Origin of the sequence: Christensenella sp. MSJ-20, assembly GCF_044357945.1 — a bacterium.
GTDB lineage: Bacteria > Bacillota > Clostridia > Christensenellales > QAND01 > QAND01.
The window spans coordinates 1,667,794-1,686,900 of record NZ_CP076563.1 but is presented as its reverse complement, the minus strand read 5'-3'; the positions used below and the strand labels follow the sequence as shown (position 1 = coordinate 1,686,900).

General features: G+C 57.8%; 34 protein-coding genes. All 34 read right to left on the bottom strand.

What is annotated here, in order from left to right:
• Position 1: 1 nt before the first annotated feature.
• The 34 genes from rplQ to fusA all read right to left on the bottom strand — a co-directional run bounded on the left by rplQ (position 2) and on the right by fusA (position 19,102).
• Positions 2 to 484 (bottom strand): 50S ribosomal protein L17, encoded by a 483-nt coding sequence (gene rplQ / locus KP626_RS08610; protein WP_395976751.1) that lies wholly within the window; start codon positions 482 to 484, stop codon positions 2 to 4.
• A 17-nt stretch (positions 485 to 501) separates the two neighbouring features.
• Positions 502 to 1,443 (bottom strand): DNA-directed RNA polymerase subunit alpha, encoded by a 942-nt coding sequence (locus KP626_RS08605; protein ID WP_395976749.1) that lies wholly within the window; start codon positions 1,441 to 1,443, stop codon positions 502 to 504.
• 37 nt (positions 1,444 to 1,480) lie between these two features.
• Positions 1,481 to 2,104: a 30S ribosomal protein S4 gene (rpsD, locus tag KP626_RS08600; RefSeq protein ID WP_395976747.1), complete on the bottom strand. Its 624-nt coding sequence runs from the start codon at positions 2,102 to 2,104 to the stop codon at positions 1,481 to 1,483.
• Positions 2,105 to 2,119: 15 nt separating this feature from the next.
• On the bottom strand, positions 2,120 to 2,521 hold the full coding sequence (gene rpsK, locus KP626_RS08595) for a 30S ribosomal protein S11 (protein ID WP_395976745.1): 402 nt from the start codon (positions 2,519 to 2,521) through the stop codon (positions 2,120 to 2,122).
• 14 nt (positions 2,522 to 2,535) lie between these two features.
• Positions 2,536 to 2,904, bottom strand: a complete 369-nt coding sequence (gene rpsM / locus KP626_RS08590) for a 30S ribosomal protein S13 (protein ID WP_395976742.1) — start codon at positions 2,902 to 2,904, stop codon at positions 2,536 to 2,538.
• Between the two features lie 104 nt (positions 2,905 to 3,008).
• Positions 3,009 to 3,122: a 50S ribosomal protein L36 gene (gene rpmJ, locus KP626_RS08585; protein ID WP_395976740.1), complete on the bottom strand. Its 114-nt coding sequence runs from the start codon at positions 3,120 to 3,122 to the stop codon at positions 3,009 to 3,011.
• 21 nt (positions 3,123 to 3,143) lie between these two features.
• Entirely contained in the window at positions 3,144 to 3,371 is a 228-nt protein-coding gene (infA, locus tag KP626_RS08580) for a translation initiation factor IF-1 (protein ID WP_395976738.1), read from the bottom strand.
• Position 3,372: 1 nt separating this feature from the next.
• The gene (locus KP626_RS08575; protein ID WP_395976736.1) at positions 3,373 to 3,675 is read right to left on the bottom strand and encodes an RNA-binding protein; all 303 of its coding nucleotides are present in this window, start codon (positions 3,673 to 3,675) and stop codon (positions 3,373 to 3,375) included.
• Between the two features lie 13 nt (positions 3,676 to 3,688).
• Positions 3,689 to 4,438 (bottom strand): type I methionyl aminopeptidase, encoded by a 750-nt coding sequence (gene map / locus KP626_RS08570; protein ID WP_395976734.1) that lies wholly within the window; start codon positions 4,436 to 4,438, stop codon positions 3,689 to 3,691.
• The gene (locus tag KP626_RS08565; protein WP_395976732.1) at positions 4,435 to 5,064 is read right to left on the bottom strand and encodes an adenylate kinase; all 630 of its coding nucleotides are present in this window, start codon (positions 5,062 to 5,064) and stop codon (positions 4,435 to 4,437) included. Before KP626_RS08565 ends, map begins: the two co-directional genes overlap by 4 nt.
• A 12-nt stretch (positions 5,065 to 5,076) precedes the next feature.
• Positions 5,077 to 6,339 (bottom strand): preprotein translocase subunit SecY, encoded by a 1,263-nt coding sequence (gene secY / locus KP626_RS08560; RefSeq protein WP_395976730.1) that lies wholly within the window; start codon positions 6,337 to 6,339, stop codon positions 5,077 to 5,079.
• Complete coding sequence (rplO, locus tag KP626_RS08555) at positions 6,339 to 6,782, bottom strand: 50S ribosomal protein L15 (protein WP_395976728.1); 444 nt, start codon at positions 6,780 to 6,782, stop codon at positions 6,339 to 6,341. The genes secY and rplO overlap by 1 nt, the downstream gene beginning before the upstream one ends.
• Positions 6,783 to 6,796: 14 nt before the next feature.
• Entirely contained in the window at positions 6,797 to 6,982 is a 186-nt protein-coding gene (gene rpmD, locus KP626_RS08550; protein ID WP_395976726.1) for a 50S ribosomal protein L30, read from the bottom strand.
• Between the two features lie 15 nt (positions 6,983 to 6,997).
• The gene (gene rpsE, locus KP626_RS08545) at positions 6,998 to 7,495 is read right to left on the bottom strand and encodes a 30S ribosomal protein S5 (RefSeq protein ID WP_395976724.1); all 498 of its coding nucleotides are present in this window, start codon (positions 7,493 to 7,495) and stop codon (positions 6,998 to 7,000) included.
• Between the two features lie 12 nt (positions 7,496 to 7,507).
• Complete coding sequence (gene rplR, locus KP626_RS08540; RefSeq protein WP_395976722.1) at positions 7,508 to 7,876, bottom strand: 50S ribosomal protein L18; 369 nt, start codon at positions 7,874 to 7,876, stop codon at positions 7,508 to 7,510.
• Positions 7,877 to 7,888: 12 nt separating this feature from the next.
• Complete coding sequence (gene rplF / locus KP626_RS08535; protein ID WP_395976720.1) at positions 7,889 to 8,428, bottom strand: 50S ribosomal protein L6; 540 nt, start codon at positions 8,426 to 8,428, stop codon at positions 7,889 to 7,891.
• A 27-nt stretch (positions 8,429 to 8,455) separates the two neighbouring features.
• On the bottom strand, positions 8,456 to 8,854 hold the full coding sequence (gene rpsH, locus KP626_RS08530; RefSeq protein ID WP_395976718.1) for a 30S ribosomal protein S8: 399 nt from the start codon (positions 8,852 to 8,854) through the stop codon (positions 8,456 to 8,458).
• Positions 8,855 to 8,872: 18 nt separating this feature from the next.
• On the bottom strand, positions 8,873 to 9,058 hold the full coding sequence (locus KP626_RS08525; protein ID WP_395976716.1) for a type Z 30S ribosomal protein S14: 186 nt from the start codon (positions 9,056 to 9,058) through the stop codon (positions 8,873 to 8,875).
• Positions 9,059 to 9,072: 14 nt separating this feature from the next.
• Entirely contained in the window at positions 9,073 to 9,633 is a 561-nt protein-coding gene (rplE, locus tag KP626_RS08520; RefSeq protein ID WP_395976714.1) for a 50S ribosomal protein L5, read from the bottom strand.
• A gap of 14 nt (positions 9,634 to 9,647) precedes the next feature.
• Positions 9,648 to 9,968, bottom strand: a complete 321-nt coding sequence (rplX, locus tag KP626_RS08515) for a 50S ribosomal protein L24 (RefSeq protein ID WP_395976712.1) — start codon at positions 9,966 to 9,968, stop codon at positions 9,648 to 9,650.
• Positions 9,969 to 9,980: 12 nt separating this feature from the next.
• The gene (rplN, locus tag KP626_RS08510; RefSeq protein ID WP_395976710.1) at positions 9,981 to 10,349 is read right to left on the bottom strand and encodes a 50S ribosomal protein L14; all 369 of its coding nucleotides are present in this window, start codon (positions 10,347 to 10,349) and stop codon (positions 9,981 to 9,983) included.
• Positions 10,350 to 10,379: 30 nt separating this feature from the next.
• Positions 10,380 to 10,640, bottom strand: a complete 261-nt coding sequence (gene rpsQ, locus KP626_RS08505) for a 30S ribosomal protein S17 (protein WP_395976708.1) — start codon at positions 10,638 to 10,640, stop codon at positions 10,380 to 10,382.
• 13 nt (positions 10,641 to 10,653) lie between these two features.
• The gene (rpmC, locus tag KP626_RS08500; RefSeq protein WP_395976706.1) at positions 10,654 to 10,854 is read right to left on the bottom strand and encodes a 50S ribosomal protein L29; all 201 of its coding nucleotides are present in this window, start codon (positions 10,852 to 10,854) and stop codon (positions 10,654 to 10,656) included.
• Positions 10,854 to 11,288: a 50S ribosomal protein L16 gene (gene rplP, locus KP626_RS08495; protein ID WP_395976704.1), complete on the bottom strand. Its 435-nt coding sequence runs from the start codon at positions 11,286 to 11,288 to the stop codon at positions 10,854 to 10,856. The genes rpmC and rplP overlap by 1 nt, the downstream gene beginning before the upstream one ends.
• Position 11,289: 1 nt before the next feature.
• Positions 11,290 to 12,000 carry a 30S ribosomal protein S3 gene (gene rpsC, locus KP626_RS08490; protein WP_395976702.1) on the bottom strand — a complete coding sequence of 237 codons (711 nt, stop codon included), beginning with the start codon at positions 11,998 to 12,000 and terminating at the stop codon, positions 11,290 to 11,292.
• A 10-nt stretch (positions 12,001 to 12,010) separates the two neighbouring features.
• Positions 12,011 to 12,397, bottom strand: a complete 387-nt coding sequence (rplV, locus tag KP626_RS08485) for a 50S ribosomal protein L22 (protein ID WP_395976700.1) — start codon at positions 12,395 to 12,397, stop codon at positions 12,011 to 12,013.
• 16 nt (positions 12,398 to 12,413) lie between these two features.
• The gene (gene rpsS, locus KP626_RS08480) at positions 12,414 to 12,695 is read right to left on the bottom strand and encodes a 30S ribosomal protein S19 (protein WP_395976698.1); all 282 of its coding nucleotides are present in this window, start codon (positions 12,693 to 12,695) and stop codon (positions 12,414 to 12,416) included.
• An 18-nt stretch (positions 12,696 to 12,713) separates the two neighbouring features.
• Positions 12,714 to 13,547, bottom strand: coding sequence for a 50S ribosomal protein L2 (rplB, locus tag KP626_RS08475; protein ID WP_395976696.1), 834 nt, complete (start codon positions 13,545 to 13,547; stop codon positions 12,714 to 12,716).
• Positions 13,548 to 13,574: 27 nt separating this feature from the next.
• A complete protein-coding gene (rplW, locus tag KP626_RS08470; protein ID WP_395976694.1) occupies positions 13,575 to 13,871 on the bottom strand; it encodes a 50S ribosomal protein L23 in 297 nt (98 codons plus the stop codon).
• A complete protein-coding gene (gene rplD / locus KP626_RS08465; protein ID WP_395976692.1) occupies positions 13,868 to 14,494 on the bottom strand; it encodes a 50S ribosomal protein L4 in 627 nt (208 codons plus the stop codon). The genes rplW and rplD overlap by 4 nt, the downstream gene beginning before the upstream one ends.
• Before the next feature lie 20 nt (positions 14,495 to 14,514).
• Complete coding sequence (gene rplC / locus KP626_RS08460; RefSeq protein ID WP_395976690.1) at positions 14,515 to 15,144, bottom strand: 50S ribosomal protein L3; 630 nt, start codon at positions 15,142 to 15,144, stop codon at positions 14,515 to 14,517.
• Positions 15,145 to 15,168: 24 nt separating this feature from the next.
• Positions 15,169 to 15,477 carry a 30S ribosomal protein S10 gene (gene rpsJ, locus KP626_RS08455; RefSeq protein WP_395976688.1) on the bottom strand — a complete coding sequence of 103 codons (309 nt, stop codon included), beginning with the start codon at positions 15,475 to 15,477 and terminating at the stop codon, positions 15,169 to 15,171.
• A gap of 292 nt (positions 15,478 to 15,769) precedes the next feature.
• Entirely contained in the window at positions 15,770 to 16,978 is a 1,209-nt protein-coding gene (gene tuf / locus KP626_RS08450; RefSeq protein ID WP_395976686.1) for an elongation factor Tu, read from the bottom strand.
• A 60-nt stretch (positions 16,979 to 17,038) separates the two neighbouring features.
• Entirely contained in the window at positions 17,039 to 19,102 is a 2,064-nt protein-coding gene (gene fusA, locus KP626_RS08445; protein ID WP_395976684.1) for an elongation factor G, read from the bottom strand.
• Between the last annotated feature and the right edge of the window lie 5 nt (positions 19,103 to 19,107).

Here is a 19,107-nt window from a genome sequence, read left to right as displayed (position 1 = left end):
GTTATAGAAGCTCCAGGATCGCCATGGGAGCGGCATCGCCCCGGCGAGCGCCGGTCTTGATGATCCGGGTATAGCCGCCGCCCTGGCCCAGATCCTGAGCCCGCTTGGCGTATTTGGGACCATAATCCCGCATCAGCTTCTCCACCACAGGATGGTTCACATCCTTGGTGCGCGCCTTATAATCGCTTTTGCTCTCCTTGGCGCCCTTGGGCTCCTTCACATCGTAAAGGTAAGCCATCATGGCGCGGCGGGCGGCCAGCTTGCTGGGCGCGTCGTTGGTATAGGTGGTGCCGTTTTTGGTCACGGTCACCGTGTTGTCATATTCCCTCACAGCCAGGGTGATCAGCTTCTCCGCGATGGAACGAACCTCCTTGGCCCTGGTCTCGGTGGTCTCAATGCGGCCGTTCCAAATAAGGGCGGTGGTCAGCGTCCGAAGTATCGCTTTTCTCTGATCAGAAGGCCTGCCGAGTTTGCGGTATGCCATTGTAGCAATCCTCCTCTTTATTCATCAGTGGTACGCAGGGACAGGCCAACCTCTGCCAGCTTCTGCTGAACTTCCTCGAGGGACTTTCTTCCCAGGTTGCGCACTTTCATCATGTCTTCTTCCGTCATCTTGGTGAGCTCTTCCACCGTGTTGATGCCGGCCCGCTTGAGGCAGTTATAGCTGCGGACCGAGAGATCCAGGTCGTCGATGCTCTTCTCCAGGATGCCGTCGTTTTTGTCATCCTCTTTTTGCACCATGATCTCCACGCCGGAGACGCTGTCCGCCAGGCCAATGAAGAGCATCAGATGTTCGCTGATGATCTTGGCGCCCAAAGAAACGGCTTCGTCGGGCTTGATGGTGCCGTTGGTCCACACCTCAAGGGTCAGCTTATCGTAATCGGTCACCTGGCCCACACGGGTGTTTTCCACCGTGAAGTTGACTTTTTTGATGGGCGTAAAGATGGAATCCATGGGGATCACACCGATGGGGGTTCCGGGCTTCTTGTTCTTATCGGAGAACACATAGCCCCGCCCCTTTTCCAGGGTGATCTCCATCTCCAGAGCTGCGTCGCCATTCAGGGTGGCGATGTGCAGATCGGGATTGACGATCTCCACCTCGCTGTCACCGATGATGTCGGCCGCGGTTACCTCACAGGGGCCCTGGGCGTTGATGCGCACCACCTTGGGCAGATCGGTATGCAACACCGCATATAGCCCTTTGAGGTTCAGGACAATATCGGTCACATCCTCCTTTACCCCGGGAATGGTGGCGAACTCATGCAATACGCCTTCTATCTTGATGCTGGTCACGGCCACGCCGGGCAGGCTGTTTAGCAGCACCCGCCGCATGGCGTTCCCAAGAGTTGTTCCGAATCCCCGTTCCAAAGGCTCTACTACAAATTTACCGTATCCATCGGATATGTCCACGCACTCAATGTTGGGCTTTTCGATTTCGATCAACGGGGTCCCTCCTTCCAAAGGTATCTTCTATCCATTATTACCTAGAATACAACTCTACAATCTGATGCTCCTCAATGGTCAGGTCGATGTCATCCCGCTGCGGCAGGGCAATGACGCTTCCCTTGAGGTTCTCGGCATCCAAGGTAAGCCATTTAGGAAGGTTGCGGACGCCCTCTTCCCGGATGGATTTGAAGTACTCGCTCTTGGCGGTGCGCTCCTTCACGGAGATCACGTCGCCGGTGTTGACAATATAGGAGGGGATATCCACCTTCTTGCCGTTCACGGTGATATGGCCGTGGTTGATCATCTGGCGAGCATGGGCGCGGGATTCGCCGAAGCCCAGGCGGTACACCACATTATCCAGACGGCGCTCCAGAAGGGACAGAAGGTTCTCACCGGTGATGCCCTTCATGGTAACGGCCTTCTCAAAATAGCTGGCAAACTGGCTCTCCAGCACGCCATAGGCACGGCGGGTCTTCTGCTTTTCACGCAACTGAATGCCGTACTGGCTCACTTTCTTCCGGCTCTGACCATGCTGGCCGGGAGGGGTGGGACGCTTGGCCACGGAGCATTTGGGGCCGTAGCACCGGTCTCCTTTCAAAAACAGTTTCTGGCCTTCCCGGCGGCAAAGCCGGCAGACCGAATCGGTATATCTAGCCATTGGATGGATTCCTCCTTATACTCGACGGCGCTTCGGCGGACGGCAGCCGTTGTGGGGGATGGGGGTTACGTCCTTGATCATGGTAACCTCCAGGCCCGCGGCCTGCAGAGCGCGAATCGCGGCTTCCCGGCTGGCGCCTACGCCTCTTACATAGACCTCAACCGATTTCAGACCATGCTCCTTGGCGGCCTTGGCGGCGGTCTCAGCCGCTACCTGAGCAGCGAAAGGCGTGCTCTTCCGGGAACCTCTGAAGCCCATGCCGCCGGCGCTGGCCCAAGAGATGGCATTGCCGGAGGTATCGGTCATGGTCACGATGGTGTTGTTGAAGGAGGAATGGATATGAACCTGTCCCTTCTCAATATTCTTACGGTCACGACGCTTTCTGGTGGTGCGCCGTTTTGCTTTGGGTGCAGCCATGGATCATTCCCTCCTTATTTCTTCCTGCCGCTGACGGTCTTCTTGGGACCTTTGCGGGTACGGGCGTTCTGTTTGGTGCTCTGACCGCGTACCGGCAGACCACGGCGATGCCGGACGCCTCGATAGCATCCGATCTCGATGAGGCGTTTGATGTTCAGCTGAACCTCACGGCGAAGGTCGCCCTCCACGTTCAAGTTTTTATCGATGTAATCACGAAGCTTGCCCACCTCATCCTCGGTGAGATCGCGAACCCGGGTATCGGGGTTCACGCCGGTGGCAGCCAAAATGGTATTGGCAGTTGCACGGCCAATGCCATAGATATAGGTGAGCCCAATTTCGACTCGCTTTTCCCTAGGCAGGTCAATTCCTGCGATACGTGCCATTGGTTAATGAACACCTCCTGATATATTGGCGAAAAGATCTATGTAAGGCATGGGGAAGGACCCACCAAGTGGGGCCTTTACAGCCGCTCCCCACGACGTATTCTTTAGCCTTGCTTCTGCTTGTGCTTGGGGTTGGAACAGATGACCATCACCTTGCCATGGCGGCGGATGATCTTGCACTTCTCACACATCGGTTTAACCGAAGGTCTGACTTTCATGGTATTTCTCCTCCTAACGTATCAGCCTCTGCCCTTGCCCCGCCAGGTAATGCGCCCGCGAGTCAAGTCATAAGGCGAAAGCTCGATGGTTACCTTGTCGCCCGGCAAAATACGGATATAGTTCATTCTGAGTTTTCCCGAAACATGCGCCAACACCTTGTGGCCGTTGGGCAGCTCCACTTCAAACATACAGTTTGGAAACGCATCCGTAACCTTACCTTCGACTTCGATGACATCTTGTTTTGACAAGTTAACCCTCCTTATTCGCCGGTTTGGTGTCTTTGCCAAAGCCCGCCGCCGCAAGCGCTTTCCGCACCTCGGCATCCATGATCGTCTCATGGTCCCGGAGCTTTTGGACCAATCTATCAAGCCTGCAACCCGTAGGCTCAATATGCATGAGTTTTTTCTTCTTGGGGGACGCCACTTTTCTGAGGGCGCCGTCTACCAGGTAGACATAATTGCCACCATCATAAGAGTATACCACAAGGAACCTGTCCTTGTCTCGCCCCGATTTGCTTTTTACCACGCGTCCTATTTCCACCGGTGCCTGCAAAATTCCGCCCCTCCTAATCGCACTTGGTCAAGATGAGCGGCGCGCCCTCTGTGATGGCCACGGTATGCTCATAATGAGCGGACAATCGTCCGTCGGCCGATACAATTGTCCAATCATTATCCAGTACATAAACCCGGTGGGTTCCAGCGTTGACCATGGGCTCAATGGCAATGGTCATGCCGGGCCGCAGCACGTCGCCGGTGTGCTTCCGGCCGTAGTTGGGCACCGCGGGATCCTCGTGGAGCTTCCGACCGATGCCGTGGCCCGTCAGGGCCCGAACCACCGAATAGCCGTGGTCCTCCACATATTCCTGGATGGCGTGGCCAATATCCCCAATCTTATTGCCCGGGACGCACAGCTCCAGGCCTACAAAGAAGGATTCCCGGGTAGCGGCGATAAGATCCTCCGCCTCCGGATTGGCCTTCCCCACCACGAAGGAGTCGGCAGTGTCGCCGTGGAATCCTCCCAGGTAGGTGCCGATGTCGATACTCACTAGATCGCCGTCCATGAGCACCCGGTCCCCCGGGATCCCATGAACCACTTCTTCATTGACGCTGATGCAGATATTGGCGGGGTATCCATTGTACCCAAGAAAGGATGGTTCCGCGCCGCCCTTTTTGATGATCTTTCGGGCGTATAGATCCAATTCCCGGGTGGTCATCCCCACTTTGGCATAGGCCTTGACCGCCTCCCGGACTTCCCCGGCTAGGCGGCCCGCCCTCTGCATCGCAGCGATATTCTCGGGTGATTTTAGCTTAATCATTTGGCGTTGTCAATGATGCGGCAAATCTCCTCAAAAACCGCCTCGATGCCGCCATTGCCCTTCACTTCGCCCAGCAGCCCCTTCTTGCGGTAGTATTCCACCAAGGGGCTGGTCTGCTGGTGATAGACCGCCAGGCGGTTCCGCACCGTCTCGGCGTTGTCATCCGCCCGCTGGATCAGCTCGCCACCGCAAACGCTGCATGCGGACGCGTCCCCGATGGCGCTTACATGGAAGGTGGCGCCGCACTGCTTGCAGACCCGGCGCCCCGAAAGCCGCTCTACGATCTCCTCGTCCTTCACATCGATGTTGATCACCAGATCCACCGACACCTTTTCATCCAGGGCGATGGCCTGAGCGATGGTCCGGGGGAAGCCATCAAACAGCCATCCCTTCTCGCAATCGGGCTGGGCGATCCGGTTCACCGCGATACCGATGACCACGTCGTCGGGTACCAAATCGCCGGCGTCCATATACCGTTTCGCGGCAAGGCCCAGCTCGGTACCCTGCTTGATCTCGTTCCGCAGAATATCGCCGGTGGAGATATGGGGAATCCCATAGCGCTCACAGATCCCAACCGCCTGGGTGCCTTTCCCAGCACCAGGAGGTCCTAGTAAAATCAAATTCATGGCCAATCCCCCTTATTTCAGGAAGCCCTTATAGTGGCGCACCAACAGAAGGGTCTCCAGCTGTTTGGTGGTCTCCAGGGCCACACTCACCGAGATCAGGACACCGGTGGCCTGCATGGCCATCTGGAATCCCATCAAGGATACGATCATGGTCGGTACCGTGGCCAGGATGGCCAGGAAGATACCGCCGAAACAAGTCAGCCGGGAGGATATCCTGGCAAGATAGTCGCTGGTGGGCCGGCCCGGCCGGATGCCGGGGATAAACCCGCCGTTCTGCTGCAGATTCTTGCTGATCTCAATGGGGTTAAAGGAGATGGACATGTAGAAGAAGCTAAACGCAAAGATCAACAGTCCATACAGGAGGGAATAGGGAATCCCACCGGAATACATAAACCCTTGATACCAGATGGTGAACCCCGACTGAGGCCAGAACTGGGAGATCATCAGGGGGAACTGCAGCAGGGTCATGGCGAAGATGATGGGCAACACCCCGGAAGCGTTGAGCTTCATGGGGATGTGGGTGGATTGTCCACCGTACATCTTCCGCCCTACCACCCGCTTTGCATACTGGACGGTGATTCTGCGCTCGGCGTTGTCAATGCAGACCACGCCGGCCACGATGCCCACGGAAATCACCAGGATGGGCAGCAGAACCCATGCGTTCTGGGTTCCGTTAAAGATATTGGTAAAGAGCTCCACCACATAGAGGGGCAGACGGGACACAATGCCCACAAAAATGATCAGGCTCATGCCATTGCCAATGCCCTTTTCCGTGATCTTCTCCGCCATCCACATCACAACGGCCGAACCGGCCGCCAGCTGAATGCCGATGGTGATGTAGGAAAAGACGCTGGTGGATAGCAGGGCGCCCCGCAGACCCATCATGATGCCGATGGATTCCACAAAGGCCAGAATGATGGATACATACCGGGTGATCCGCTGGATCTTCTCCTTGCCCTCTTCCCCACCTTCCTTGGCCATCCGCTCCAAAGCGGGGATGGCAAAGGTCAGGAGGTTCATCACGATGGACGCCGTGATATACGGGGAAATGCCCAGTGCAAAGATGGTGAACTGGGCAAAGGATCCGCCGGTCATGAGGTTCAAAAATCCAAAGATCTCATACTGCTCCACCTGCTGGGCAATGTAAGAGGCGTTCACACCGGCAACCGGTATGAAGTCCGCGCCCACTCGGAACAGAAAGAGGATCAGCAAGGTGTACAGGATCTTCTGCCGAATATCCGGCGTACGCCAAGCATTTTTAAGGGTCTCAAGCATTATGCCTTCACCTCAACGCTCCCACCCGCGGCTTCAATTTTTTCCTTGGCGGCCGCAGATACTTTTTCAGCCGAAACCGTCAACTTTTTGGTGATCTCGCCACGGCCCAAAATCTTCAGGCCATCGCCGATCTTTTTGATCATGCCAAGCTCCTTCAGGCTCTCAGCGCTGACCAGGGTGCCCTCAGGAAGACGCTCCAAATCGCCCACGTTGACGATAGCGTATTCCTTGGCGAAGATATTGACAAACCCGCGCTTGGGCAACCGGCGGGTCAGGGGCATCTGGCCGCCCTCAAACCCAGGACGGACGCCGCCGCCACTGCGGGCCCACTGGCCCTTATGGCCCCGGGTAGAGGTCTTGCCGTGGCCGCTGCCGATTCCTCTGCCGATGCGCTTCGTGCCGCGTTTGGCGCCTTCAGGCGGCTTAATCTCATGAAGATTCATCGCAATACCCTCCTTTATTCGTTGATCTCTTCCACGGATACCAGATGACGAACCACATGGATCATCCCCCTGATGGCCGGGGTATCGTTGTGAATGGCGCAGGAGTTGATCTTCTTCAGCCCCAGGGACTCCACATTTCTCCGCATGGATTCCGTTCCGCCAATCAGGCTTTTCTTCAGCGTTACTTTAATCTTAGACATAGCGGCACCCTCCTATTAGCCCATGATCTCCGCCACGGACTTGCCACGCAGCCGGGCGACCATCTCGGCGCTCCGCAGGGAGGTTAGGCCCTGTAAGGTGGCTTTTGCACAGTTGGCGGGATTGTTGGAACCATAGCTCTTGGTGCGGACGTCCTTCACGCCGGCCATCTCCAGTACCGCGCGGACAGGGCCGCCAGCGATCACGCCGGTACCCTCTTCAGCGGGAAGGAGCAGAACCAGGCCTTTGCCGAACCGACCCTTGACCTCGTGAGGAATGGTGGTCCCCACGATGGGGATCTTCACCAGGTTGCGCTTGGCGTCCTCGGTGGCCTTGCGGATGGCCTCGGGGATCTCGGCGGCTTTGCCATGGCCGATGCCCACGATGCCGTTCTCATCCCCCACCACCATCAAAGCGGTGAAGCGGAAGTTCCGGCCGCCCTTTACAACCTTGGCTACCCGGTTTACGGCAACCAGTTTTTCTTTTAAATCCAAGCTAGAAGCATCAATGCGCACTTCAAGTACCTCCTAAAATTCCAGTCCGGCTTCGCGGGCGCCTTCGGCCACCTGGGCTACACGCCCGGTGTACAGGTACCCTCCCCGGTCAAAGACAACGGTCTTGATGCCTTTTTCAAGGGCGCGCTTGCCGGCCTCCAGGCCAACGATCTTGGCAGCAGCTTTCTTGTCGCAATCGCTGAGCTTGGCCTTCACTTCTGCGTCCAGGGTGGAGGCGGAAGCCAGGGTGTTGCCGCAGGTATCGTCGATGAACTGCACATAGATGTGGTTGGTGCTGCGATAGACGTTCAACCGGGGCTTCTCAGCGGTTCCGAAGATGTTCTTCCGGGTCCGCCGATGCCGATTTTTGCGTATTGCGTTCTTATCCGCTTTCTTAATCATGGCTAACCCTCCTTACTTGCCCGCCTTGCCCACCTTGCGGCGGACGTACTCGCCCTCGTACCGGATTCCCTTGCCCTTGTAGGGCTCGGGCTTCCGCACGGAGCGGATTTTTGCGGCGGTCTCTCCCACAACCTGCTTGTCGATTCCCTTGACGAGAATCTTGGTGGGAGCCGGAACCTCAAAGGTGATGCCGGGGAACTCCTCAATCTCTACGGGATGGGAGTAGCCCATGTTCAGCACCAGCTTGTTGCCCTGTTTCTGAGCCCGGTAACCAACGCCGACCACCTCGAGAGCCTTGGTGTAGCCCTCGGATACCCCGATCACCATGTTGCTGATCAAGGTGCGGTACAGGCCGTGCAGCGCCCGGTACTCCTTCTCATCGGAAGGACGCTCCACCGTCACGGTGCTTCCTTCCACCGAGACCTTGATCTCGGGATTTACTTTAAGGGAAAGCTCTCCCTTAGAACCCTTTACCGCCACAGTATTGGCATCGTCCACGGTAATGGAGACGCCGCTCGGCAGGTCGATGGGTTTTTTGCCTATACGAGACATCGTTTCTACACCTCCATAAGCCACGCCTTACCAGACGTAGGCCAATACCTCTCCGCCAATATTGTTTTGCCGGGCCTTCTTATCGGTCATCACGCCCTGGCTGGTGCTAAGGATCGCAATCCCCAGCCCGCCCAGTACGCGGGGAACCTCGTCCTTCCGGGCGTACACCCTAAGGCCAGGCTTGCTGATCCGCCGCAGGCCAGCGATGACGCCGGTACGGTCGGGGCCGTACTTCAGGCCGATCTTGATGATGCCCTGGGGAGCCACGTCCTCCACCTCAAAGCTCTTGATATATCCTTCCTCAAGCAGTATCTCTGCAATGGCCTTCTTCATGTTGCTCGCCGGCACCTCAACGGTGTCGTGCTTTGCGACCAAGGCATTGCGGATACGGGTGAGCATATCTGCAATGGGATCCGTTACGATCATGGGAACTCCTCCTTCTCTTTACCAGCTGGCCTTGCGCACGCCGGGAATCTGGCCCTTATAGGCAAGCTCTCTGAAGCAGATACGGCAGATGCCGTACTTACGCAACACCGAGTGAGGCCTTCCACAGATGCGGCACCGGGTATAAGCCCGGGTGGAGTACTTAGGCGCTCTCTGCTGTTTATTGATCATGCTTTTTTTAGCCAAAGTGGGTATCCTCCTTACTGGTTCTGGGCGAAGGGCATGCCAAAGTGCGATAGCAGCGCTCTGGCCTCCTCGTCGGTGTGAGCGGTGGTGACAAACACCACATCCAGGCCCCGGACCTTGTCGACCTTGTCATAGTCGATCTCCGGGAAGATCAGCTGCTCACGGATGCCCAGGGCATAGTTGCCCCTGCCGTCGAAGGACCGATCCGAAACGCCGCGGAAGTCACGGACCCGGGGAAGGGCAATGTTCAAAAGCCGATCCATGAACTCGTACATCCGAGCGCCCCTGAGGGTCACCTTAGCGCCAACGTTCATACCTTCCCGCACCCGGAAGTTCGCCACGCTCTTCTTGGCCTTGGTCACCAGGGCCTTCTGGCCGCAGATGGTCTCCAGGTCCCGCACGGCGGCCTCCAGGCCTTTGGCGTTATCCTTCACATCGCCCAGGCCCATGTTGAGGACGATCTTCTCCATCTTGGGCACCTGGTTGACGTTCTTGTATCCAAATTCTTTTTCCAGAGCGGGAATGATCTCCTGCTCATACCGCACCCGCAGACGGGGCTTTACAGTTTCCGCCATCGATGGTTTCCTCCTTAGTCGATCTGGGCGTTGCACTTCTTGCACACGCGGACTTTCTTCCCATCGGGAAGGATCCGGTAAGAAATGCGGGTGGCCTTATCGCATTTGGGGCAAAGGAGCATAACCTTGCTGGCATACATGGGGGCTTCGCTCTTGATGATGCCGCCCACATCGCCCTGGCGACGGGGTTTGGTGTGCCGGGTGGCAATGTTCACGCCTTCCACCACAACCTTGCCCTCCTGGGGCATTGCACGGAGCACCTTACCCTTCTTTCCCTGGTAGACGCCGGAAATGACGACTACCGTATCGTCCTTCTTCACATGGAGTTTATTCATCTCGCGCACCTCCTAAAGGACTTCGGGGGCCAGGGAAACGATCCGCATGTAATCCTTTTCCCGCAGTTCCCGCGCCACAGGCCCGAAAATACGGGTTCCCCTGGGCTGCTTCTGGTCGTTGATGATGACGGCAGCATTGTCGTCAAACTTGATGTAAGAGCCGTCCGCCCGCTGTACGCCATAGGTGCTGCGCACAATAACCGCACGGACAACATCCTTCTTCTTCACGGCGCCGCCGGGGGTGGCGCTCTTCACGGACGCGACGATCACGTCCCCAATATTGCCGGTTTTGCGCTTGCTTCCGCCCAAAACCTTGATGCACATTATCTCTTTGGCACCGGAATTATCGGCAACCTTCAACCTGGTTTGTGGTTGAATCATGGCATTGGCCTCCTCTCAGATATTGAAGGCTTACTTTGCCTTCTCGATGATCTCGACCAAACGCCACCGCTTATCTTTGCTAAGGGGACGGGTCTCCATAACCCGAACGGTATCGCCGATACCGCAGGAGTTCTCTTCGTCGTGGGCTTTCAGCTTCGTGGTCTTGTTGATGGTCTTCTTATACAGGGGATGGGTTACCTTGGTTTTCATTTCCACCACGATGGTCTTATCCATCTTATCGGAAACGACCACGCCGACTCTGGTCTTACGATTGCCTCTATTATCAGACATTGGTCATACCTCCTTATTTCGCGGCAGAAAGCTCGCGCTCCCGCAGGATGGTCTTCACCCGTGCGATATCGCGCTTGGTGCTCTTGATGACGATCGGGTTGGATAACTGGCCGGTGGCATGCTGGAACCGGAGGTTGAAGAGTTCGGTCTTCAGCTCGGTCTCCTGCTGCAAGAGCTCCTGGGTCGACATTTCATGGAATTTCTTTGCCTTCATTATCCTTCACCACCCACTGCGAATTCTTCGCCTTTTTTCACGAATTTGCACCTGCAAGGCAGTTTATGCATGGCGAGGCGCAGGGCCTCACGTGCGGTCTCCTCCGGCACGCCGGCGATCTCAAAGAGCACCTTGCCGGGCCGGACCACAGCCACCCAGTACTCCGGGCTGCCCTTGCCGCTTCCCATCCGGGTCTCAGCGGGCTTCTCGGTGACGGGCTTGTGGGGGAATATCTTAATCCATACCTGGCCGCCACGGCGGGTGTACCGGGTCATGGCGATACGGGCTGCCTCAATCTGATTGCTGGTGATCCAGCAGGGATCCAGCGCTACCAGGCCATAATCGCCGTAGGCCACGGTGATGCCCCGGGACTCGGTGCCCTTCATACGGCCGCGGTGAACCCTTCTCCGTTTGACGCGTTTTGGCATTAACATCTTATCTTCTGCCTCCTTCCGGAGCTTGACGCCGCTGGTTGCGGCCCGAATTGGGGGCTTTGACAGCAGGTCTGATCAAATTCTTTCCAAGTACCTCGCCCTTGTAGATCCATACCTTGACGCCGATGCGGCCATAGGTGGTATGGGCCTCAGCGAAGCCGTAATCGATGTCGGCCCGCAGGGTCTGCAGGGGAATGCTGCCCTCATGGTAGCTCTCCACCCGGGCGATCTCCGCGCCGCCCAGACGGCCGCCGCAGGTGATCTTTACGCCTTTGGCGCCGGCCTTCATGGCCCGGCCGATGGACTGCTTCATAGCCCGGCGGAAAGAAATCCGCCGCTCCAGCTGGCTGGCCACGTTCTCCGCCACAAGCTGGGCGTCGGTCTCGGAATGCTTCACCTCGATGATGTTCACATTCACAGCCTTACCGGTGAGCTTCGCGAGATCGGCCTTTACGGCCTCCACCCCGGTGCCGCCCCGGCCGATGACGATGCCGGGCTTGGCAGTGTGGATATTCACGCTGATCTTGTTGACCGCCCGCTCGATCTCGATGCGGGCGATGCCGGCAGCGTAGAGCTTCTTCTTCAGGAACTTGCGGATTTCATTATCCTCAATGAGGAAATCGGCGAAGTCCTTTTTGGAGGCGAACCAACGGGTATCCCAGTCCTTGATTACGCCGACCCGAAAACCGTGGGGATTGACTTTCTGTCCCATATTATACCTCCTACCTTACCTGATCCAGGATAACCGTGATGTGGCTGGTGCGCTTCAGGATCTGATACGCTCTTCCCTGGGCGCGGGGCTGATACCGTTTGAGGGTAGGTCCCTGGTCAGCATAGATCTCGGCGATGTAAAGGGAATCCCGGGGGATATCCATGTTATTCTCGGCATTGGCGGCTGCGCTCTTCACAAGCTTGCCGACCACCTCGCTGGCACCCCGGGGGGAATAGGTGAGGATGGCCTCAGCCTCGGCCACGGACTTGCCGCGAACCATATCGATGACGCTCTTCACCTTGCGGGGACTGATGCGCACATACCGGGCCACGGCATGGGGCCGGGTCTCCCGGTTGGCCTTTCTGGCTTTTGCCTTTTGATCTTGTCTGGTAGCCATAATCTACTGGTCCTCCTTACCTGGACGAAGAGGACTTCTCGCTGCCGGCATGGCCGCGGTAGGTCCGGGTGGGCGCAAACTCGCCGAGCTTATGTCCAACCATGTCTTCGATGATATATACGGGCACGTGTTTCCGGCCATCGTGAACGGCGATGGTGTGACCCACCATGTCGGGGAAAATGGTGGAAGCACGGGACCAGGTTTTCAACACTTTTTTCTCGTTGGCTTCATTCATGGCACGGATTTTGCCCAACAAGCGCTCGCTGACATAGGGTCCTTTTTTAACAGAACGTGACATATCAGTAAAGCCTCCTTCTTACTTGGCGCCGCGGCGACGGACGATGTACTTATCCGAGGGCGCGTTCTTCTTCCGGGTCTTGTGGCCCAAAGCGGGCTTGCCCCAGGGGGTAACAGGACCGGGACGGCCGATGGGGCTCTTGCCCTCGCCGCCGCCGTGGGGATGGTCGTTGGGGTTCATGACGGAACCGCGGACCGTGGGCCGGATGCCCAGATGGCGCTTGCGGCCGGCTTTTCCCAAAGACACGTTCTCGTGGTCCTCATTGCTGACCTGGCCGATGGTGGCCCGGGCGTTCATGGGAACCATCCGAACCTCGCCGCTGGGCAGACGAACCTGGGCGTATTTGCCCTCCTTGGCCATCAGCTGGGCGCTGTTGCCGGCGCTCCGGCAGAGCTGGCCGCCCTTGCCGGCCTGGATCTCAATGTTGTGGATGATGGTGCCCAGGGGGATATTGATGATGGGCAGGCAGTTGCCCGGCATGATGTCGGCGGTCTCGCCGCTCATAACGGTGTCGCCCACCTTCAGCCCCAGGGGCGCGATGATGTACCGCTTCTCGCCATCGGCGTAATGCAGAAGAGCGATAAACGCGGACCGGTTGGGATCGTACTCAATGGTCGCGACCTTGGCGGGGATGCCGTCCTTATTCCGCTTAAAGTCGATGATCCGATACTTCCGCTTGGCTCCGCCGCCCCGGTGCCGGATGGTGATCCTTCCCTGGGCGTTGCGGCCGGCCTTATGCCGAAGGTCGGTAGTTAGGGACTTCTCGGGTTCGTTGGTGGTGATCACGGAGTAATCCGTGACGGTCATGAACCTTCTTGCCGGAGAAGTCGGCTTATATTTGATGATAGCCATATCCGTTTCCTCCCAAATTCTTTGCTGTTACTGCGCCATACCCTCGAAGAATTCGATGGTCTTGCTGTCGGGGGTGAGCTGCACATAGGCCTTTTTGGTGGCAGACCTGCGGCCGATAAACCGGCCCTGGCGCTTCAGCTTGCCCTGCTTGTTCATGATGTTGACCTTCTCCACCTTCACGCCGAAGGCAGCCTCCACGGCCTGCTTCACTTCGGTTTTGTTGGCGTCAGGGTGAACCAGGAAGGCATAACGTTTATCCGCCAAGCCGTCGTAGGACTTCTCGGTCATGACGGGCTTCAGGATGATATCATAGGGGCTCTTCACTTGGAGTACACCTCCGTTACCTTGTTGACGGCGTCTTGGGTGATGACCAAGCGCCGGGCATTGACGATGTCATATACGTTGAGGGTGCCGCAAAGGGTGGTCTTCACGCTGGGAATGTTCCGGGCGGAAAGCTCCACGTTGGCGTCGGGGCCGGGCAGCACCAGAAGGGACTTCTCCGCCACCTTCAGGGCATCCAGCACAGCCACCATATCCTTGGTACGGGGCTTTTCAAAGGAAAGGCTCTCCAGCACGATGAGCTCTCCATTCTGCACCTTGGCGGACAGGGCGCTCAACATAGCCAGCCGCCGGACCTTCTTGTTCACGTCCTGACGGTAGCTCCGGGGTTTGGGAGCAAATACCACGCCGCCATGCCTCCACTGGGGAGAGCGGGTGCTGCCCTGGCGGGCACGGCCAGTGCCCTTCTGCCTCCAGGGCTTGATGCCGCCGCCGGAGACCTCAGCCCGGGTCAGAGCGCTCTGGGTGCCCTGGCGCCGGTTGGCCAGCTGGGCAACGACTACCTGGTGAATGGCCGATTCGTTGGGCTCAACGCCAAACACGGCGTCGTTCAGCTCCATTTCCCCGGCCACGGTGCCGTCCATTTTATATACTGCAACCTTTGGCATAGGTCATATCCTCCTTACGATCAGTTTTTGGCGGCGTCGAGGATCGATACGACAGCGCCGTTGGGTCCGGGAACGGAGCCCTTTACCAGGATGACGTTCTTGTCAACGTCCACATCCACTACGGTCAGGTTCTGGGTGGTAATCCGCACGCTGCCCATGTGTCCGGGAAGCTTCTTGGATTTAAACACCTTGCTGGGATCGCTGTTGGCGCTCATGCTGCCGGGGGCGCGGTGGAATCCGCTGCCGTGGGTCATCCGGCCACGGGAAGCGCCGTGCCGCTTGATGTTGCCGGCAAAGCCCTTGCCCTTGCTGATACCGGTCACGTCCACCACATCGCCCTTGGCGAATACATCGGCCTTCAGTTCCTGGCCCAGCTCTAGGCTGGCGCAATCGTCCAGCTTAAACTCCTTTACCTTCCGAAGAAGGCCAACGCCGGCCTTGTTCAGATGGCCGCGCATGGGCTTGTTGACCAGCTTTTCACGGGTAGCGCCAAACCCAAGCTGCACGGCCTCATAGCCGTCTTTCTCCAGGGTCTTCTTCTGCACCACGTAGCAGGGGCCGGCCTCCAGCACGGTCACGGGGACCACGGTGCCGTCATCTGCAAATACACGGGTCATACCCAGCTTTTTTGCCATAATCGCTTTCTTCATGTCAAATCACCTCTTTGGCCCGTATTAAAGCTTGATCTCGATATCAACACCGGCGGGCAGATCCAGCCTCATCAGAGCATCCACGGTCTTGCTGGTGGGCTCCAAAATATCGATGATGCGTTTGTGGGTCTTGATCTCAAACTGCTCCCGGGAATCCTTATACTTGTGGGGGGAACGCAGAATGGTGACGATCTCCTTCTGAGTGGGAAGGGGAATGGGGCCAGAAATCTGAGCGCCGCTCCTCTTGGCGGTGTCCACAATGCGTTCCGCCGACTGGTCGATGAGATTGTGGTCATAAGCCTTCAATTTGATTCTGATCTTCTGACTCGGCATATTTTTACCTCCTTGTATGCGTGGTTCCCAAGTACACTGTGCCGGGTGTGCCGTAATTTAATTTTTTACGGCGGGAACCCGCCGCCCGATTTTCGGACTGGTCCGCGAGAATTACCCGGCTTGCCGAGGCCGGCAACCTCCCGCTTCAACCCTAAGCGCACATGGCGCAGCAATAATAGATTATAATGATACAAGCCCCTTCTGTAAAGGGGTTGTTGTCAATTTTCTCGCATTTCTTTCAAAAAAAGATTTGGCCATGGCGTCAAGCCATGGCCAAATCACCATCGTTTGCTTACTCGATAACGCCGGTGACAACGCCAGAGGCTACCGTACGGCCACCCTCACGGATTGCAAACCGCAACCCTTCCTCCAACGCGATGGGCGTGATCAGCGTGATCTCCATGTCGATGTTGTCGCCCGGCATCACCATCTCCACGCCCTCCGGCAGCTTGATCACTCCCGTTACGTCCGTGGTCCGGAAGTAAAACTGCGGACGGTATCCGTTGAAGAACGGCGTATGACGGCCGCCCTCTTCCTTGGTCAGCACGTATACCTGACCATTAAAATGGGTGTGGGGATGAATCGTCCCCGGCTTCGCCAGCACCTGCCCGCGCTCGATCTCCGTACGCTGCACGCCCCGCAGCAGTACCCCGATGTTGTCGCCCGCCATGGCCTGGTCTAACAGCTTCCGGAACATCTCTACTCCCGTTACCACCGTGCTCCGGGTCTCCCGCAGACCTACGATCTCCACCGTATCCTGGATCTTTACCGTTCCGCGCTCCACACGCCCCGTCGCTACCGTACCGCGGCCCGTGATGCTGAATACATCCTCTACCGGCATCAGGAACGGCAGATCGCTGGCACGCTCCGGCGTGGGAATGTAGCTGTCCACCGCATCCATCAGCTCAAAGATGGGTTTGCACCAGGGATCGCTGCTTACGTCTGCGTCGCTCTGCGCCGCCTCCAGCGCCTTCAGCGCGCTTCCACGGATCACCGGAATATCGTCCCCGGGAAACTCGTAGGTGCTCAGCAGATCCCGGATCTCCATCTCCACCAGCTCCAACAGCTCCTCGTCGTCCACCATGTCCACCTTGTTCATGAACACGATGATGTACGGCACCCCTACCTGACGGGCCAGCAGAATGTGCTCCCGGGTCTGGGGCATCGGGCCGTCCGCCGCGCTTACCACCAGAATCGCACCGTCCATCTGCGCCGCCCCGGTGATCATGTTCTTCACATAGTCCGCGTGGCCGGGGCAGTCCACATGGGCATAGTGACGGTTGTCCGTCTCATACTCCACGTGCGCCGTGTTAATAGTAATTCCACGCTCCCGCTCTTCCGGCGCCTTGTCGATCTCGTCGTACTTCGTCGCCTCCGCATGGCCCTGCTTGCTCAGCACCATGGTGATTGCCGCCGTCAGCGTCGTCTTGCCATGGTCCACGTGCCCGATGGTCCCAATGTTTACATGGGGCTTCGTCCGCTCAAATTTCGCTTTCGCCATTTCTCTCTCTCCTTGACTTCAAATCAGTTGAATTTCAGATTTATCATTGAATATGTGCCGTTACTTGCCCAGCACCTTATCCACGATGTATTTGGGCGCCTCTTCATAGTGGGAGAACTGCATGCTGAAGGTACCGCGGCCCTGGGTGCTGCTCCGCAAATCGGTGGCATATCCGAACATCTCGGAAAGGGGCACCACCGCGCTGATCACCTGGGTACCGCCATGGGCCTCCATGCCGGAGATATGTCCGCGGCGGCTGGACAGATTTCCCATCACGTCGCCCATGTACTCTTCGGGCACGGTAACCTCGCACTTCATCATGGGCTCCAGCAAGGCGGGATTCGCCTTGGCCATGCCCTCTTTAAAGGCCATGGAACCGGCGATCTTAAAGGCCATTTCAGAGCTATCCACCTCATGGTAGCTGCCGTCCACAAGAGTGGCCTTAAAGTCTACAACCTCGTAGCCTCCCAGGATGCCGCTCTCGGCCGCCTCCCGGATGCCAGCCTCCACCGCCGGGATGTACTCCCGGGGCACAACGCCGCCCACGATGGCGTTAACAAACTCAATGCCGCTGCCGGGCTCCAAGGGCTCCAGCTCGATGACGCAGTGTCCAAACTGGCCCCGGCCGCCGCTCTGGCGCACATACCGGCCCTCGGCCTTGACCTTCTTGGTGATGGCCTCCCGGTAAGCCACTTGGGGGCTGCCGATGTTGGCCTCCACCTTGAACTCCCGGAGCATCCGGTCCACGATGATATCCAGATGCAGCTCGCCCATGCCGGCGATGATGGTCTGGCCGGTCTCCTGGTCGGTATAGGCCTTAAAGGTGGGATCCTCCTCGGCCAGCTTCACCAAGGCGATGGTCATCTTATCCTGGCCGGCCTTGGTCTTGGGCTCGATGGCCACCCGGATGACGGGCTCGGGGAAGGTCATGGATTCCAGCACCACCTGCTGGTTTTCGGCGCACAGCGTATCACCGGTACCGGTATCCTTGAGCCCCACGATGGCGGCGATGTCGCCGGCGTAAAGCTGGTCGATCTCCTCCCGGTGGTTGGCATGCATCTGCAAAATACGGCCCACCCGCTCCCGACGGCCCTTGGTGCTGTTATACACATAGCTGCCGGAGGTGATGGTGCCGGAATAAACCCGCACATAGGCCAGCTTTCCAACAAACGGATCGCTGACGATCTTAAAGGCCAGGGCGGCAAAGGGCTCGTCGTCGCTGGCGTGGCGGATCACCTCGGTCTCCTCATCGCCGGGCTTGGTACCCTGCATAGGAGGAATGTCCAAGGGGGAAGGCATGAAGTCCACGATGGCATCCAGCAGCAACTGTACGCCCTTGTTGCGGTAGCTGGTGCCGCAGACCACGGGAACCATCTCGTTGGCGATGGTGGCTTTGCGGATGGCGGCGATGATCTCCTCCTCCGTAAGCTCCTCCCCGCTCAAGTACTTATCCAGAAGCTCGTCGCTGGTCTCGGCTACGGCCTCCAAAAGGGCGTTCCGATACTCCTCCGCCTGGTCGGCCATTTCGGCGGGAATCTCCACACGGGTCTGCTCCCCGTCGTCGGCATAGGTATAGGCGCAGTTGCGGATCAGGTCCACCACGCCCACGAAATCGGCCTCGCTGCCGATGGGCAGCTGGATGGGCAGGGCGTTGGCCTGCAACCGCTCCTTCATCATATCCACGACCCGGTAAAAATCCGCGCCCAGAATATCCATTTTGTTGACGTAGGCCATCCGGGGAACCCCGTATTTTTCAGCCTGGCGCCACACGGTCTCGCTCTGAGGCTCTACGCCGCCCTTAGCGCAGAATACCGCTACGGTACCGTCCAGCACCCGAAGGGAACGCTCCACCTCAACGGTGAAGTCCACGTGGCCCGGTGTGTCGATGATGTTGATCCGCTTTTCCCGCCAGAAACAGGTGGTAGCGGCGGACTGTATGGTGATGCCGCGCTCCTGCTCCTGGACCATAAAGTCCATGGTGGCGCTGCCCTCATGGGTCTCTCCGGTTCGGTGGATCTTTCCGGTATAGAACAGGATCCGTTCGGTGGTGGTGGTCTTTCCGGCGTCGATGTGCGCCATGATCCCGATGTTCCTGGTATTCTCAAGGGAATAAGCTCTTGGCATAGCAG